The organism is Paraburkholderia bannensis (assembly GCF_014200455.1).
Classification (GTDB): domain Bacteria; phylum Pseudomonadota; class Gammaproteobacteria; order Burkholderiales; family Burkholderiaceae; genus Paraburkholderia; species Paraburkholderia bannensis_A.
In genome coordinates, this window is the sequence record NZ_JACHBW010000002.1 from 346869 (window position 1) to 363887 (window position 17019).

The following is a 17019-nucleotide window of genomic DNA, read 5'->3' on the forward strand; positions in this document are numbered from 1 at the left end:
CCCCTTATTCGATGCGCGAAATCCACTCCGTTCAAATAGAAATATCGAGATCGGATATCTCCTTGATCTGCAATCGAATTTGATCCTCGCCAACACGCATTTAAAAATATTGAAATTAAAAGCGACTCCGCAATTAAGAGATTGAAATTTCGCTACAATAATAAATAACCAAACAAATCACAGCATTATTCCTAACCACATTCTCTCTGTTCGAGACCCAGCAATGAACGAAAAAGACGAAGAATTTTTCATCGAGCTTGGCAAGCGCATTGCTGGGGCGAGAAGGGCGTGCGGCATGACTCAACAGGACTTGGCAGACATGCTGGGAATAGCGCAACAAACGCTCGCCCACTATGAAGTCGGCCGCTCGCGTATACCGGCATCGCTATTGCCAGCTTTGACAGAACGTTTGTTGATCTCTTTCGAAGAATTGCTATGCAGACCAGCCGCGCGAAGCGCAGGCAAAGCAAGCCCGCTATCGCGCCTGCAACGGCAACTCAACGCAATCGAACAACTACCCCGAACGAAACAGCATTTCGTCTCAGAAATGCTAGACACCATACTCGCCCAGCGAGTCAAGTAGCCGTAGTTTCAAAGCAGTAAACGAAGCGCGGGCCATGAGTGTTACCAGCACTCACAGCCCGCTAACCAAAACCAACTCATTGCAGGAGTTGACCATGGCTAACGCCAATCTTAATGCATCGCCCACTCATCCTGAGCGCCGGGTAACCATTCAGCAGTCCTCGCGGTACCGCAGCCTCAGCGCTCGCACAAGAACTGACCCGCCGCTTTACCCTTGGCTCAAGCTATCTGGCCGCTGGCTCGAACTCGCAGGATTTGAAGCAGGCCAGCGGGTCAAAGTGACGGTAGAGGACAACCGGCTCGTGATCACACCAGACTGATCCGCCAATCCAGGGCCGGAGGCAAGAAGAGAAGGGGACTCGCCCCTTCTCTCTCACTGCCTGATCTCCGCCTCCACCAGCTCCGCAAGCAGCACCAGCGATTCCTGCCACCCTAGGTAACAAGCCTCAACCGGAATAACCTCCGGAATGCCTTCCTGCACGACGCTCATTTCCGCACCGAAGAAAACCGCACGCAATTCCACCGTCGTCTGCATCGCACCAGCCAAATGCTGATCCTCGAACACGCCCGTGTAACGCAACCGCTCATTCGGCACGAGTTCGAGATATTCGCCGCCAAACGAATGAATGTGTCCGGTCGTGAAATTCCTGAACGACATCCGATAACGCCCGCCAACCTTCGCATCGAGTTCATGAACCGTGCAGGTGAAGCCATTGGGCGGAAGCCATTTCACGATTGCGCTCACGTCGAGAAAAGCGCGGTAGATGCGCTCGGGCGGTGCGCGCAGCACACGATGCAAACGGACGGTGTTCGATGCCATGTCCAGGCTCCAAGGTTGATGGATCGCCCTGCAATAGTAGGCTCGCGCGGGCCGCATCGCCTAAACTTCCCAATACCGAACGCAGCCGCTTACCCGCGGCACCTGGAGGCTAGAATGAGCGCTCAACCGCTAGCGTCGCATCAGGTCGACCACGAAGGCTTCGAAATCCACATCACGGCCGCTCCGATAGAAGAAAGCGCCACGCGCTACACCTACACGGCCTACATCTGCCACCCCGGCGCCAATCCGGCCAAACCAGGCCAGACCGTCCCTTACCACGCCAACGGCGAGGAAACCTTCCGCACCGAGCAGGACGCGATCGAAGAAGCCGCCCACATTGGCCGAAGCATCATCGACGGTACGCATCCCGACCTGTCGGTGCTATCGCTAGTTACCCACGGCTTCTAAACCCGCAACTAACAGCCAGCCAAAGCCGCGCACACAGGCACTAACACAAGCCCAACCCCCTGCTACCATCGGCGCTTACATAACGCGACAAAACACAACAAAGCGCGATGCTCGCCCTCAAGCTCACGCTCGTTCCGCTTTTCCTGCTGTTCGTATCGATGTCCGGCAAGCTGTGGGGCCCCCCTGTAGCAGGCTGGCTTGCCGGTTTGCCAGTCGTGGCAGGCCCGATTCTTTTCCTGCTCGTGATCGACCGCGGCGCAGCCTTCGGAGCCCGAGCCGCTACGCTCTCGCTTTACGCGATCCTCGCATCGGAATCGTTCAACTTTGCCTACGCGTGGGCATGCCGCACACGTCCGTGGTGGCTCGCACTCGCGGCAGGACTCTGCGCATGGCTCGCAGCAGCATGCGTGCTCTCACGACTACCGGTATCCTGGCATTGGGCACTGGCCGTCGCGCTAATCGCAACGTGCTTCGGCCAAACCTTCCTGCCACGCAGCACCGCAATCGCACCGGCCGCAAAACTAACGAGAAAAGACCTCGCCTCCCGCATGGCGGCAGGAGCAGCACTCACGCTCATCGTCACCGCGCTCTCAGGCCGTCTCGGCCCTGCATGGAGCGGCTTGCTCGCCGTATTCCCGTTACTAGGCAGCATACTGGCCGTCTCGTCGCATCGGGCGCACGGCGCGCCGTTCGTGATCGTTTTACTACGGGGAATGGTGTTAGGCCGCTTCGGCTTCGCAGCCTTCTGCCTGACGCTCGCACTGGGTCTGGACCATCAACCAGCGCCGCTGGTGTTCATCGAAGCATCCATCATCACCATGCTCGTCCAGACAGCCAGCGCCCGTCTTGCGCGCGTGAAGCGCACACAACCCGCCGCCCGCGCCAACCTGCGCACGGAAACCGCCACACCAGAATAAAGAAGGGAAAAAGCAGACAAGTCCGCGCACCGACGCCAACGAAGCGCGAACCGATAGAACAAGGTGTGCAGCACCCGCGATCCACGAAGGAAACAGGAAAAAGGCCCGGACACAAAGTGCCCGGGCAAGCCGCCGGATAACCGACGGCGGAGGTTTCCTGGGGGTGTGCCTTACACGAAGCGAGCCGCATAAGGCGACGATAACAAACGTATCGGCACAACGACTGAAGGGCCCGCGCGAGCGCGAGCCCAACTGGCGTAGGTCAAACAGCGCACCGCAAGGCGCAGTGCGCGACGCCTGACCGAGGCGAATTACTGACCGAAATAAACCGGCTTGATGTTTTCCGTCGTACGCGCGCCGGCTTGCGTCGAACCATTGGTCGATGCGCCGTAAGCGGTCGCCTCAGCCGTCGCGTTCTGTTGCGCGACGCGCGCTTGCGCGGCTTGCAGGTCTTCCGGGTAGTACGGGCTCGACAGGCCCGGGCGGTAGCCGGCCTTTTCGAGTTGCACGAGTTCGGCGCGCACCTGGGCGCGGGTCAGCGGCTGCTGGTTGTTCGCCTGGGCGAACGACACGGCCGGAGCGGCAAGAACGGTAGCAGCGATTGCCGCAGCAATAAGGGACTTCATGATCAACAACCTCCGAAAATTATCATTCGAACCGTAACAATCTTCGCGCTCGATTCGTTGGTGTGACTTTATTGCGGTGCACATCAAAGATAAATATCGGGATACGGCAAACATCATTGCGCAAACCGTGATAATTCGCGCTCTGATGCGGTGCCAGAACGCGCTGCCCGAAATGCCGATCCAAACGCTCCCGGGAATTCGACCTCGTCGGCGCTGAGGCAAAATAGTGCGCACAGAGCCGCGCGCGCAACGCCGCGCGGCAACCGCAACCTCCAGGAGATTTCCCATGAAAAACGCGCTCGGCCGTCAGGCCGCGATCGCCGCCGCGCTGGCGGGTCTTGCAACGGCAGCGGCGGGCGTGGCGCACGCCGACGATCAGGTGAACTGCTATGGCGTCGCCAAGGCTGGCCAGAACGATTGTTCGAGCAAGACCGGCGTGCACGACTGCGCGGGCCAGGCGAAAGTCGATCACGACAAGGGCGACTTCAAGACGATGCCGAAGGGCACCTGCGAAAAGCTCGGCGGCACGCCGGAGACGTAACTCGCGCGTGCGATGACGATGTCCATGGATCCGCCACGAAAGCAGCAAGACGTTCAAGGCGTCGGCATCGGCTTGCGTCATGCGCATTACGACGCCTTCATGCAAGCGCCGCCGCCCATCGGCTGGGTCGAGGTGCATAGCGAAAACTATTTCGGCGACGGCGGTTACGATCTGCATGTGCTCGACACCGTGCGCCGCGATCTGCCGGTGAGCCTGCATGGCGTCGGGCTTGGCCTCGGGTCGGCCGCGCCGCTCGACGAAACGCATCTCGCGCGCCTAGCACGGCTCATCGAGCGCATCGAACCGGCGCTCGTCTCCGAGCATCTTTGCTGGGGCGCGACGCCGCATGCCGCGCTGCACGATCTCCTGCCGATGCCGCTCACGCAGGCCTCGCTCGATCACCTCAGCGCGCGCGTCGCGCTCATGCAGGACACGCTGCGCCGCCGCGTGCTGATCGAAAACGTCTCCACTTACGTGCGTTTTCGCGACGACGATTACACCGAAGCCGCGTTTCTCGCCGAGCTTGCGCGCCGCACCGGCTGTGGCGTGCTGCTCGACGTGAACAATCTCTACGTGAACCAGCGCAATCACGGCGAAGACGCGCTTGAGGCGATCAGCGCCTTGCCGCGCGAGATCGTCGGGGAACTGCATCTTGCGGGCCATCGCGTCACGCCAGCCGCGGTGATCGACGATCACGGCGCGCGCGTCGCGCCCGAGGTCTGGTCGCTTTACGATGCCGCGTTGCATCGCTTCGGCGCGGTGCCGACGCTGATCGAATGGGACACCGCCGTGCCGCCGCTCGACGTGCTGCTGGACGAAGCGCGGCAGGCGCAAGAACGCTTGAGTGCGCACCGATGAACCCGTCGCTGGAAACATTGCAGCGCGCATTCGCGGATGCCATCGACGATCCTGCCGCCGATGCCGCGCTGTTCGAATCTCTGCAAATAGCCGACCAAACCCTCGCCCACGAGCGTCTCGGCCTCTATCGCGGCAACGTGCGCGCGGCCCGTCGCGCGGCGCTGGCGAGCGCCTATCCCGTCATCGCACAACTCGCAGGCGGCGCTTACTTCGAGGCACTTTCGCTTGCCTACGCACGCGCCCATCCTGTGCGCGATGCGGACCTGAACCACTTTGGCGCATCGCTGCCCGACTTCATCGCACGTTACGAAACCGACGCACGTTACGCCTATTTCGGCGATGTCGCGCGCATCGAATGGGCGCTGCATGTCGCGACATTCGCCGCGAACGTCACGCCGCTTTCAACGGCGCAGTGGCAGTCGATTGGCGTCGAAAAGCTCATGGCTGCGCGTCTACAAGTGAATCCGGCCTGCACGGCGCTGGAATCGCGCCACGCGGCCTTTGAAATCTGGCGTGCGCATCGCCAGAGCGCAGTCGCCGAATCCATCGACATCTACCAACCCAACTGGACGCTCATCGTGCGCCCGCAATGGCGATCCGCCGCGCTCGTGCATACGCGGGCCGCGCACGCCGCCTTCATCGCGCTCCAACGCGGCGAAACACTCGATGCCGCGCTCGAACGCGCATTCTTGATCGACGACCATTTCGACTTCGCCGCGCAATGGCGCACGTGGATAGAAACGAATGCGATTACCGGTTTGCTCGATACCTGACTAGCGGTTAGCGAACATAAAAGAGGAATGTCGAATCAAAAAAACAGGATGCCGAAGCAAATAATCGCACAATGAAATAACCGCATTAATCAGGTGATTTCAACAGGGATGCCGATGTGATCCGCGCCACATAATCCCCACGCGCAGCGCGTTTTCGCGTTGTACACTCGATTGCAAACCGGCACGGCGCGCGCGCCGCGCATCGACGTGCGCGTTCCGTTTCTCGCCCGCGCGTACGCGAGTCCACCGCCATGATGACCCGCCGACCGAACGCCGTGATCGCCATCAGCATCGTGCTGGCTGCCGCCCTCACCGCGGTGGCCGGCTGGGTCATGGCGCAGATGCGCGAGGACGCGCTCGCCAGCGCCCGCGCCGCGGCTTACAACATGGCCTTGCTGTTCGAGCGCGATACTCAGCGCAATTTCGATGTCTACGCGCTGGCCCTGCAAGGCGTGATCGACGCCATCGACGATCCGCGCCTGACCGAACTCCCCTACGATCTGCGCCAGAGCGTGCTGTTCGACCGTTCGGCGACGGCGAGGAATCTCGGCGCGATTCTGGTCGCCAATGCCAGCGGCGATGTCGTGTTCGATTCGCGCGGCGCGCCGCCGCGCGAGCTCAATGTGGCCCATCGCGACTACTTCATCGCGCAGCGCGACTCGCCGCATACGGGTCTCTACGTCAGCCATCCGATGATGGCGCGCGATGGCCCGGACAACGCCACCATCGGCCTCAGCCGTCGTCTGCAAAAGCCCGACGGCTCGTTCGCGGGCGTGGTGGTGGGCACGATGCGGCTGGACTATTTCCGTCGTCTGATGAGCGGGGTCGAGATCGGCGCGCATGGTGCGGTCACGCTCACGCTCGCCGACGGCACGCTGCTCATGCGCCGCCCATATGCGCCGGAGTTGATCGGCGGGAGCCTCGCTGATTCGGCGCTGTTTCAACGCTTCGAGCGCGAGCAACAGGGCGGCTTCTTCGGCGTCGGGCCGGTGGATGGCGTGCGCCGCTGGTTCGCGTTTCGGCGCGTGGACGGCTATCCGCTGATCTTCAGTGTGGCGGTGGCGGCCGGCGACATCTACTCCGAATGGCGTGCGCGCGCATGGATCATCGGCTCGCTGACAGTGCTGCTCGACGCCTCGCTGATTGCGTTCGCGGCGTTGCTCTCGCGCCAGTTGCGGCGTCGCGAACTGCTCGAAGACGAGTTGCGCGCGCTGGCCGGCACCGATGCGCTCACGGCGCTCGCCAACCGCCGCGCCTTCGAGGCGCGCGCCGATCACGAATGGCTGCGCGCGCGGCGCTCGGGCCAGCCGCTCGCCGTGATCATGCTCGATGTCGACCGCTTCAAGCTCTACAACGACCGCTACGGCCATGCGGCGGGCGATGCGGCGCTGGCGGCTGTCGCGCGTTCGATCGGCAGCCATGCGCGGCGGCCGGGCGATTGCGCGGCGCGCTACGGCGGCGAGGAGTTCGTGCTGCTGCTGCCCGAGACCAACGCGGCCCAGGCGCTCGCCCACGCGGAGAAACTGCGCTCAGCCATCGAGACGCTCGACATTCCGCACGCGGACAGTCCCAACAACGTGCTCACGGCAAGCGTCGGCGTGGCGAGCACATCCGCGAGCGATTTCGAAAGCTGGCGTGCGCTGGTCGAGGCCGCCGACGCCGCGCTCTACATCGCCAAGCGCGCGGGCCGCAACCGCGTGGCGGCCTGGCAGCCGAGCTTTGCGCGCGAGCACCACAGCGCCGGGCCGGAGCTGTAAACATTTTTACCCGGATGATATTGCGTCGATAAATTTATCCGGGTAATATTCGCCGCATCGTTAAACGTAAGGACCATCACGATGACAGCGACATCCACTCAAGCGCCCCATGGCGCGGGCGTCACAGCCTTCGCGGGCACACGGCTGATCGCGCGCGGCGCGCCGCTCGACGTGGCGCTGGCGGTCAAGGCGGCGCTGGAGCAGGGCGAATCGGCGTCCATGCTGGTCTTCGACGACCGCGACGCCACCCAGGTGGAGTTCGACTTGCGCGGCCGTCCCGCCGATGTCGCCGCACGTCTGGCTGCCGATGCGGCCTGGCAGGCGAAAACCGCCGCGGCGAGCGAAACCGCAACCGACACCCCAGGCGAAGCACTCAACGATGACACCCCGCGTGGACGTGGCCGCCCGAAGCTCGGCGTGGTCGCGCGCGAAGTCACGCTGCTGCCGCGTCACTGGGACTGGCTGGCGGCGCAACCGGGCGGCGCGTCGGTGGTGCTGCGCAAGCTGGTGGATAACGCGCGCCACGCCAGCGAGGCAAAGGATCGCGTGCGCACCTCGCGCGAAGCCGTGCATCGCTTCATGACGGCGCTGGCGGGCAATCTGCCGGGCTACGAGGAGGCGCTGCGCGCGCTCTACGCGGGCGAGCGCGCGCGCTTTGAAGCGTGGAGCGTGGACTGGCCCGAGGGCGTGCGCGACTACGTGCGGGAACTGGCGCAAGGCGCGTTTGCCTGAGCGCCTTACCGCCTGACGCAATTACACGAAAGCCACCAAAACCGCAGGCGAAAAAAAACCGCTCAGGCCGAAAGGCATGAGCGGGAAGTCGGAGAGTTTACAACTTACAACCTCTGCATGAACAGTCATGGGGTCACGCAGTAGATCCAGTCTACGGACAGCCCCTGCGCCTCGATATAAGACTTGTCCGAATCTCCATCCCCGCGCGCATTTCGGGTGTTTCCTCCTGCCCACACGCAGGGAGACTTTGCCTTGCCACGCGGATTGCGGCTCCGTACACTCGCGCGTGATTTCTCTGACGGCCAAGACGCGGCTCCCGCAGCATGCACGCGGGCCGCGTTCCGTTCCAAACAAATAGCACCTGACCACACTGGCAGCCCGCGTCATCCCGGGGGCGTCGCGGACGATACGCGGCCACAGACGGTCGCGGTATCAGGTCACAACACCACAAGCACACCAAAGCACATAAAAAAGGAACCCTCATGTCCGATTCCTGGTTTCCCCGCTGGCGCGCCCAAACGGGCGCCGCGAAAAGCGTCGTCGCGCCCGACGAGCGCCTAGCCTGGCCGCAGATGTTCGCGATGGGCGTACAGCACGTCGTCGCGATGTTCGGCTCGACCGTGCTCGCGCCGCTGCTCATGGGCTTCGACCCGAACCTCTGCATTTTCATGTCGGGGATCGGCACGCTGCTGTTCTTCGTCGTGGTTGGCGGGCGCGTGCCCAGCTATCTGGGCTCCAGCTTCGCTTTCATTGGCCTCGTGATTGCCGTCACGGGCTATGGCGGGCACGGTCCGAATACGAATATTCCGCTCGCGCTGGGCGGCATCATCGCGTGCGGCGTGGTCTATGCGCTGATCGGCGTGCTGGTGTCGGTCATCGGCACGAAGTGGATCGAGACGCTCATGCCGCCCGTCGTGACCGGCGCGATCGTCTGCGTGATCGGCCTGAATCTCGCGCCCATCGCCGTGAAGGGCGTGAGCGCCACGCAGTTCGATTCGTGGATGGCGCTCGTCACCGTGCTGTGCGTGGGCGGCGTGGCCGTGTTCACGCGCGGCATGCTGCAACGCCTGCTGATTCTGGTCGGCCTGATGATCGCGTATGCGATCTATGCGGTTGTCACCAACGGTATGGGTCTGGGCAAGCCGATCGACTTCTCGATCGTCGCCAACGCCGCCTGGTTCGGCATGCCGAAGTTCAGCGCGCCGGTGTTCGATCCGCACGCGATGACGCTGCTGGTGCCCATCGCCGTGATCCTGGTCGCGGAAAATCTCGGCCACATCAAGGCCGTTTCGGCGATGACGGGCCATAACCTCGACCGTTACGTGGGCCGCGCGTTTATCGGCGACGGTCTGGCGACCATTGTGTCCGGCTTCGCGGGCGGCACGGGCGTGACGACCTACGCGGAAAACATCGGCGTGATGGCCGTCACCAAAATCTATTCGACGCTGGTGTTCGCCATCGCCGCGGTGATCGCGCTGGTGCTGGGCTTCTCGCCCAAGTTCGGCGCGGTGATCCAGACGATTCCGGGCCCGGTGCTGGGCGGCGTGTCGATCGTCGTGTTCGGTCTGATCGCGGTGACGGGCGCGCGCATCTGGGTGGTCAACAAGGTCGACTTCTCGGATAACCGCAACCTGATCGTCGCCGCGGTCACGCTGGTGCTGGGCGCGGGCGACTTCTCGCTCAAGCTCGGCGGCTTTGGTCTGGGCGGCATCGGCACCGCGACCTTCGGCGCAATCATTCTGTACGCGCTGCTGCGCAGAAAACCGGCGCAACAAGCGGCGCTCTGAAAGCGCTGCGTTTGAGCGAGCGCACCATGAAAAACGCGACGCCTTCTGCGCAAGGACGTCGCGTTTTTTTGTCTGTAGCGGGCGTGGCTAGCCCCGATTTCAGCCCCGATTACGCCCGCGATTCATCATCGCCGTTTCGGTGAGATCGACTTCGCGCATCAGCTTGCCCAGCGTCTCGTCGTTGATGGTCTGCCGGTTGCGCAATTCGAGCAGCGCGGCGCGTTCGGCGCGCATCGCGGCCAGCCGCATCTGCACTTCGAGCTGTTCCGCCTGACGCGCGTTCTTGCTGCGGTCGTGATCGGCGTCGAGCGTCGCCAGGCGTCGCCGATAAGTGTCCATCACGCGCGCCGTGGTATCGGCGGCATGGGCGAATTCGGATTCGTCCATGTCCCGCGTGGCCGTTTCCATATGCGCGTCCACCGCGCGGATCGCTGCCTGCGCGGCCTGGATACGCGCGAGCCGTTCTTCGGCGGCATGTTTCGATTCGCCGCCGCGCCGCACGCCGCGCAATAGAATCGGCAAGCCGACGATCGCCACCAGCAGCGAAGCGAGGATCACGCCCGTGGCGATGAAGATCGCGCTGTCGCGCCCCGGCAATGGCAGGCCGTTGTCGAGCGCGACCGGCAGCGACAGCACGCCCGCAAGCGTCACCGCGCCGCGCACGCCGGCGACCGTCGTGATCGCCACGGTGCGCACGCCCGGCACCGCATCGGAGACGCCATGACGCGCCGCGCCACGGCTCGCCACCCAGCGCAGCAGCCAGACCCAGCCGAAGCGCATCGCGTAGAGCGCGACCAGCACGGCGGCGACATACATGATGAGGCGCAGCATCTGCAGGTTGCTGGTGTGATGTGCCTCCAGCAGCGCCTTGCCCAGAATGCCGGGGAACTGCAGGCCCAGCAGCGTGAACACCATGCCGTTGAAGACGAATTCGATCATCGACCAGGTGCTCGCCGCCCGCACGCGTGTCGATACCGGTCCGATGTGTGCGCTGCTGGTGTAATTCATCATCATCCCGGCGGCCACCGCCGCGAGCACGCCCGACACGTCCAGATGCTCTGCGAACAGGTACGCCGCGAATGGAATCAGCAAGGTCATCACGACGCCGGGCGCGGGATCGCCTTCATCGGTGAAGTTCAGGAAGCGCTCCGAAACAAAGCTGAACACCCAGCCGATGATCGCTCCAACGGCGAGGCCGCCCGCCGCGATCAGAAAGAAGCTCAGCGTCGCTTCGCGCAGCGAGAAATAGCCGGTGAGCGCCGCCGCCACCGCGAACTTGAGCGCCACGAGGCCGGAGGCGTCGTTCATCAGCGCTTCGCCTTCGAGGATGTGCATGAGCTGCGCGGGAATGCGGTCCTTGCCCGCAATCGCCGAGAGCGCCACCGCATCGGTTGGCGAGAGCACGGCCGCAAGCGCGAAGGCTACCGGCAGCGAGATCTGCGGCACCAGCCAGTGCACGAAGTAGCCGACCGCCACCACGGTCAGCAGCACCAGGCCGAGCGCGAGCATCAGGATCGCGCGCCGCTGCATGAAGAATTCCCGCTTGGGGATGCGCCAGCCGTCCGCGAACAGCAGCGGCGGAATGAACAGCGCCATGAAGATATCCGGGTCGAAGGTCACGTGCGGATTCACGCGCGGAAACGTCAGCAAGGCGCCAATGCCGATCTGCAGCAGCGGCAAGGGCAATTTGATGGGCAGAAGACGCACGATGACGCCCGAAAGCGCGACGGCAAGGAGCAGAATAAGAACGGTGAAGAGTGTTTCCATCGAGCAGGCAAAGAGTGCGGCAAAGACGGGTCGCCAAAGCACGCGATGAGCGGCTTCAGGGTGTCCCTTTATGCGGAAGCGTTGCGAACGGAGGAGCGGTTAGCCCCGGGCGGTCCCGGCGGACGGTCCACGAGGCAGGCGGCTAGCTTACAACTAGTTTAGCCCGACGACGGTTTAGGCCGTCGTGAAGCGCGCAGTAGGCCGCGCGCGGCGTCCCGAGCGGAAGCCCCAGTTTGGTGCAGGCGGGGTGTGGCATGCCCGCTGGCCGCGCACAGGCGCAGAGCGCGGTGCAGGGTTCGATGCGCGGCGGCTCCAGATGCCTGCGTGCACGGACCTTGCTTTATCGCCTCGCGTGGCGCAACGCCTCAGCTGCGGCAACAGGCCGCGGCGATCAACTTGCGCGAAGAGGAAGGCATGATCACAGAGCAACAGGAAAAGACGGCGCTCGCGCCCCATGGGTTCGATCTGAGCGTCACTTCGGGGCTGCAGCGCTATAGCGCGCAACATGGCGAGCTCACGCTCACCAGCGTGTTCCAGCCGGTCTTCAGCCTCTCGCACATGCGTGCGATCGGCTATGAAGGGCTTTTGCGCGCCCACGACGCGCTCGACCGGCCGATCTCGCCCATCGATGTGTTCGGCGAGGCCGCGCGCGTGGGCGAGGTGCTGCAGGTCGACCGGCTCGCGCAAGGACTGCATCTGGAGAACTTCTCGCTGCTTGGCGCCGAGCGCGAATGGCTGTTTCTCAACGTGCATCCCGGCACGCTCACCGAGCCGTATCACGCGGCGGCGCTGCTCGCGAACCTGAACCGGCTGGGCCTGCCGCCGCGCCGCATCGTGCTGGAAGTGCTGGAAGCCGACGCCACGGACCTTGACGCGCTGGCCCATGCGGTCGATGCATTCCGCGCGCGCGGCTTTCTGATCGCGCTCGACGACTTTGGCGCGGGTCATGTGGATATCGGCCGCGTCTGGCAACTGAATCCCGACATCGTCAAGCTCGATCGCATCATGCTGATGCACGCCGCGCATCGCGCCGATATGGCCGCGACGCTGCCCGCGCTGGTCTCGCTGCTGCACGAGGCGGGCAAGCTCGTATTGATCGAGGGCGTGGAGACGGAGCAGGAAGCGCAGCTCGCGCTTTCGTGCAATGCCGATTTCGTGCAGGGCTTTTTCTTCGCGCGGCCCGCACCCGGCCTGACCGACTCCACCCACGCGCAGATCGTGATCGCGGAGGCCACCGATCGCTTCCGTCAACAAACCGAGGCCCGCGAGCGCGGCACGGCCAGTCGCCTCGCGCCGTATCTGCGCGCGTTCGAGCGCGCGGCGGAGCGCCTCGGCGCGGGCGAGCCGCTCGAAGAGGTGTGCTGGAATTTTCTGGCGCTCGATCATTCGGCGCGTTGTTTTCTGCTCGATGCGAACGGGCGTCAGGCCGGACGCAATGTCGTGCTGCGCGTGGATCGCGCGGAACATGACGCGCGCTTTTTGCCGCTCGACGATGCGCAGGGCGCGAACTGGCTGCGTCGGCCGTATTTCCGCGCGGCGCTGGTGGCGCCCGGGCGCGTGCATGTGACCTCGCCCTATCTGTCGATCAACGAGGCGCTGCCGTGCGTGACGCTTTCGATGGCCGTGCAGGTGGGCGACCGCCTGTGCGTGCTATGCGGCGATGTGGACTGGCTGGCGGAACTGCTCGCATGAAAAAACGGCGCGGACTCAACCCGCCCGCGCCGTTCCGCCGTCCATTCGATGCCTTGAAACAAGGCTTATTTCGCCACCACCACGGGAATGCCGCGCAGCGCGCCTGCGCCCTTGAACGAGTCGATCGATTCCTGCACGACTGCGCTGGTCTTCACGTCGAGCTTCAGACGCGCGCCCAGTTCGCGCTCGCTGCGCTTCACCGCCGCGAGATTCGCCAGCTTCACGTGGCCGTAACCGCGCACGCGTTGATGCAGATTCGCGAGCTTGGCGATTTCGTCGGCGTTCTCGGCTGAGAGCTTTGCGATTGCGCCGCGCAGCGTCGCCTCGTAGTCGTCGGCGAGCGCGCGTTCCATGCGGCGCTCCAGCGTCTTGCCGAACGGATCGAGCCAGGTGCCGCGCACGCTGCGGCCTTTCTGCATGAGTCCGAATGCGCGCCACATCCATTGACCGAACTGCATTTTGCGCGGCGGCTGGCCGTTCTTTTCGCGTGCGAGGAGCGGCGGTGCGAGATTGAACTTCACCGTGAAGTCGCTGCCCGCGCGGCCTTCGAACTGCGCTTCGAGCGCGGCTCGGAATGCCGGATCGGCATGCAGGCGCGCGACTTCGTACTCGTCCTTCACGGCGAGCAGTTTGTAGAACGTGGTGGCGACGGCGCGCGCGAGCGCCTGTTGCGTCGAGCGATCCGCGTTGCGCGCTGTATCGACCAGCGTGCGATAGCGCTTGACGTAGCCCGCGCCGCCATATGCGAGCAGGCGCGCTTCGCGATCGGCGATCAGTTCGTCGAGCGTTTGCGTGAGCTTGCGCGACGTGGCTTTGGCAGCGGCTGCGCGCTGCGCGTCGAGCGCTTCCAGCGCGGCCGGGTCGGCGGCAGCCAGGCGGCCGATCGAGAACGCGAAGAGATTCGCCTGCACCGCCACGTTGTTCAACTCGATCGCACGCGAGAGCGCCGCGAGCGACACCGGCACCAGACCCAGTTGCCACGCGAAGCCCAGCATGACGATATTCGCGCCGATGGTGTCGCCCAGATAGCGTTGGGCCAGCGCCTGCGCGTCGCACGCGGAAAGCGGATCTTTCGCATCGACTGCACCGCCCGTCGCCGCATGACGCATCTTCGCGAGCAGCGCATCGGCGTGCAGGTTCGCTTCGGGGTTCTGCACGAACGAGGCGTTCGGAATTTCATGCGTGTTGACGACGATGCGCGTGCGGTCGTGACGCACCGTTTGCAGCGCGTCGGCGCTCGCGCCCACCACCATGTCGCAGGCGAGCAGCAGGTCGGCTTGCTGCGTGTCGATGCGCACCTGGTTGAGCAGCGCGTCGGTGGCGGCGAAGCGCACGAACGACAGCACCGATCCCCCCTTCTGCGCAAAGCCCATGAAATCCAGCACCGAAGCGCTCTTGCCTTCCAGATGCGCCGCCATGCTGATGAGCGCGCCCACCGTCACCACGCCCGTGCCGCCCACGCCGGTGACGAGAATGTCATAGGGTGCGTTGTCCAGATGCGTCGCGGGAAGCGGCAAGGCATTGACACGCGCGGCCAGCGCCTGCGGATCGAATGCCGCGCCCGCGGCCTTCTTGAGCTTGCCGCCTTCGATCGTGACGAAGCTCGGGCAAAAGCCGTTCACGCACGAATAATCCTTGTTGCACGACGATTGATCGATGCGGCGCTTGCGGCCCAGCTCCGTTTCCACCGGCTCGACCGACAGACAGTTCGACTGCACGCCGCAATCGCCGCAGCCTTCGCACACGGCTTCGTTGATGAAGAGGCGCTTGTCCGGATCCGGGAATTCGCCTTTCTTGCGGCGGCGGCGCTTTTCGGCGGCGCAGGTCTGGTCGTAGATCAGCACGGTCACGCCCGAGGTTTCGCGCAGTTCGCGCTGTACGGCGTCCAGCTCGCTGCGGTGATGGAAGGTCGTGCCTTTGGGAAAGAGGCCGTGATGGCCGTCGTATTTCTCGGCTTCGTCGCTGACCACCACGAAGCGGGACACGCCTTCGGCTTCCACCTGGCGCGCGATCTGCGGCACCGAAATGCTGCCGTCCACGGGCTGTCCGCCCGTCATCGCCACGGCGTCGTTATAGAGAATCTTGTAGGTGATATTGGCCTTCGCGGCCACGGCCTGGCGAATCGCAAGGATGCCTGAATGAAAGTAGGTGCCGTCGCCGAGATTCTGGAACACGTGGCGCGTTTTCGTGAACATCGAATGCGAGGCCCAATCGACGCCTTCGCCGCCCATCTGGATCAGCCCCATGGTGTCGCGCTCCATCCACGACGCCATGAAGTGACAGCCGATGCCCGCCTGCGCGACCGAGCCTTCCGGCACCTTCGTCGAGGTATTGTGCGGGCAGCCCGAGCAGAAATAAGGCGTGCGGCGCACGGCATCGGCCACATTGGAGAGGATTTGCGGCGCGACCAGATCGACCACGCGCTCGCGGCGATCGAGCGCGGGCTTGTGCTTCGCGAGCCATGCGGCGAACACGGGCAGGATGCGCGAAGGGCGCAGCTCGCCCAGATCGGAGAGCAGCAGCGTACCGTCTTCCGCATGCTTGCCGACGATGGCAGGGCGCGCGCCCGATGTGCGGTTGTACAGATGATCCTTGATCTGCTGCTCGATCACTGGGCCTTTTTCCTCGATGATGAGCACGTTATCGAGGCCCGCGACGAAGGCGTCGATGCGCGACATTTCCAGCGGGAACGACAGGCCCACCTTGTAGATGCGCACGCCTGCCTGTTCCAGATCGTCGATGCTCAGGTCGAGGCGGCGCAGCGCTTCCATCAGATCCAGATGCGCCTTGCCGCAGGTGACGATGCCCACGTTCGCGTGCGGGCTGGGCGCGATCCATTTGTCGATGCTGTTGGCGCGCGCGAAATGGCGCACGGCGTCGAGCTTGGCGGCCAGCCGCTGCTCGATGGCGAGACTCGGCAGATCGGGCCAGCGGTTGTGCAGGCCGCCTGCGGGCGGCTCGAACCCTTCGGGAGCGACCCAGTCGGTTCTGATCGCATCGAGATCGACGGTCGAACCCGATTCCACCGTTTCCGAAATCGCCTTGTAGCCCACCCACGCGCCCGAGTAGCGCGACAGCGCCCAGCCGTACAGGCCGAATTCGAGCATATCGGCGATGTTGGACGGATTTACCACGGGCATATGCCACGCCATCAGCGCGAAGTCGCTCTGATGCGGCATCGACGACGACACGCAGCCGTGATCGTCGCCCGCCACCACCAGCACGCCGCCGTGCGGCGACGAGCCGTAGGCGTTGCCGTGCTTGAGCGCGTCGCCCGCGCGATCGACGCCCGGTCCCTTGCCGTACCACATCGCGAATACGCCTTCGACGGTGCGCTCCGGGTCTGCTTCCACGCGCTGGGTGCCGAGCACGGCCGTGCCGCCCAGTTCCTCGTTGATGGCGGGCAGGAAGCGCACGTCGGCGGCTTCGAGCAGCTTCTTCGCCTTCCACGCCTGCTGGTCGACCATGCCGAGCGGCGAGCCGCGATAGCCGCTAATGAAACCGGCGGTGTTCAGGCCGTGCGCGCGGTCGAGCGCGCGCTGCATGAGCGGCAGGCGGATCAGCGCCTGGGTGCCGGTGAGGAAGATGCGGCCGCGCGTGGCGGTGAGGTTGTCGGTGAGCTTGTAGTCAGCGAGGGGCGGCGTATCGAGCGGCGAGGACGAATCGCCAAAGGCGGGGCGCGCGGTCATGGGGGGAGTCTCCGTTTTTTCTGTCACGCAGCGCCGGATGCCGGGATGCGTTGAAGACTCTATTTTTTCG

General features: G+C 64.2%; 15 protein-coding genes. 11 read left to right on the forward strand and 4 right to left on the reverse strand.

From position 1 onward, the window contains the following. Positions 1-223 precede the first annotated feature (223 nt). Together F4827_RS04595 and F4827_RS04600 are read left to right on the forward strand one after the other, a co-directional pair. The gene (locus F4827_RS04595; protein ID WP_183722136.1) at positions 224-583 is read left to right on the forward strand and encodes a helix-turn-helix domain-containing protein; all 360 of its coding nucleotides are present in this window, start codon (positions 224-226) and stop codon (positions 581-583) included. Positions 584-677: 94 nt separating this feature from the next. After that, positions 678-902, forward strand: coding sequence for a SymE family type I addiction module toxin (locus F4827_RS04600; protein WP_183722139.1), 225 nt, complete (start codon positions 678-680; stop codon positions 900-902). A 53-nt stretch (positions 903-955) separates the two neighbouring features. Here F4827_RS04600 and F4827_RS04605 read toward each other — a convergent pair whose 3' ends face one another. Then, positions 956-1402 carry an SRPBCC family protein gene (locus F4827_RS04605; protein ID WP_183722142.1) on the reverse strand — a complete coding sequence of 149 codons (447 nt, stop codon included), beginning with the start codon at positions 1400-1402 and terminating at the stop codon, positions 956-958. Between the two features lie 114 nt (positions 1403-1516). On the opposite strand from F4827_RS04605, the gene F4827_RS04610 reads away from it, so the two are divergent. Both F4827_RS04610 and F4827_RS04615 read left to right on the forward strand, forming a co-directional pair. After that, entirely contained in the window at positions 1517-1810 is a 294-nt protein-coding gene (locus F4827_RS04610) for a hypothetical protein (RefSeq protein WP_183722145.1), read from the forward strand. A gap of 107 nt (positions 1811-1917) precedes the next feature. Continuing rightward, positions 1918-2727, forward strand: coding sequence for a hypothetical protein (locus F4827_RS04615; protein ID WP_183722148.1), 810 nt, complete (start codon positions 1918-1920; stop codon positions 2725-2727). 311 nt (positions 2728-3038) lie between these two features. Here the strand turns inward: F4827_RS04615 and F4827_RS04620 are convergent, their stop codons facing one another. After that, a complete protein-coding gene (locus F4827_RS04620) occupies positions 3039-3353 on the reverse strand; it encodes a DUF4148 domain-containing protein (RefSeq protein ID WP_183722151.1) in 315 nt (104 codons plus the stop codon). A 286-nt stretch (positions 3354-3639) separates the two neighbouring features. On the opposite strand from F4827_RS04620, the gene F4827_RS04625 reads away from it, so the two are divergent. From F4827_RS04625 to F4827_RS04650, 6 genes are all read left to right on the forward strand, one after another. Beyond that, the gene (locus tag F4827_RS04625; RefSeq protein WP_183722154.1) at positions 3640-3894 is read left to right on the forward strand and encodes a DUF2282 domain-containing protein; all 255 of its coding nucleotides are present in this window, start codon (positions 3640-3642) and stop codon (positions 3892-3894) included. Between the two features lie 24 nt (positions 3895-3918). Beyond that, a complete protein-coding gene (locus F4827_RS04630; protein WP_183722156.1) occupies positions 3919-4752 on the forward strand; it encodes a DUF692 family multinuclear iron-containing protein in 834 nt (277 codons plus the stop codon). Beyond that, positions 4749-5525: a putative DNA-binding domain-containing protein gene (locus F4827_RS04635; protein WP_183722159.1), complete on the forward strand. Its 777-nt coding sequence runs from the start codon at positions 4749-4751 to the stop codon at positions 5523-5525. The genes F4827_RS04630 and F4827_RS04635 overlap by 4 nt, the downstream gene beginning before the upstream one ends. Before the next feature lie 251 nt (positions 5526-5776). Next, positions 5777-7282, forward strand: a complete 1506-nt coding sequence (locus tag F4827_RS04640; RefSeq protein WP_183722161.1) for a sensor domain-containing diguanylate cyclase — start codon at positions 5777-5779, stop codon at positions 7280-7282. Between the two features lie 81 nt (positions 7283-7363). After that, positions 7364-8014 carry a DUF2239 family protein gene (locus tag F4827_RS04645; RefSeq protein ID WP_183722164.1) on the forward strand — a complete coding sequence of 217 codons (651 nt, stop codon included), beginning with the start codon at positions 7364-7366 and terminating at the stop codon, positions 8012-8014. A 482-nt stretch (positions 8015-8496) separates the two neighbouring features. Next, complete coding sequence (locus F4827_RS04650) at positions 8497-9801, forward strand: solute carrier family 23 protein (protein WP_183722167.1); 1305 nt, start codon at positions 8497-8499, stop codon at positions 9799-9801. A gap of 99 nt (positions 9802-9900) precedes the next feature. Here F4827_RS04650 and F4827_RS04655 read toward each other — a convergent pair whose 3' ends face one another. Further along, positions 9901-11568: a Na+/H+ antiporter gene (locus F4827_RS04655; protein WP_183722170.1), complete on the reverse strand. Its 1668-nt coding sequence runs from the start codon at positions 11566-11568 to the stop codon at positions 9901-9903. Between the two features lie 414 nt (positions 11569-11982). Here F4827_RS04655 and F4827_RS04660 point away from each other — a divergent pair, with 414 nt between their 5' ends. Next, positions 11983-13260 (forward strand): EAL domain-containing protein, encoded by a 1278-nt coding sequence (locus tag F4827_RS04660; RefSeq protein WP_183722173.1) that lies wholly within the window; start codon positions 11983-11985, stop codon positions 13258-13260. A gap of 65 nt (positions 13261-13325) precedes the next feature. On the opposite strand, the gene F4827_RS04665 is transcribed toward F4827_RS04660, so the two are convergent. After that, positions 13326-16949 carry an indolepyruvate ferredoxin oxidoreductase family protein gene (locus tag F4827_RS04665; RefSeq protein ID WP_183722176.1) on the reverse strand — a complete coding sequence of 1208 codons (3624 nt, stop codon included), beginning with the start codon at positions 16947-16949 and terminating at the stop codon, positions 13326-13328. Between the last annotated feature and the right edge of the window lie 70 nt (positions 16950-17019).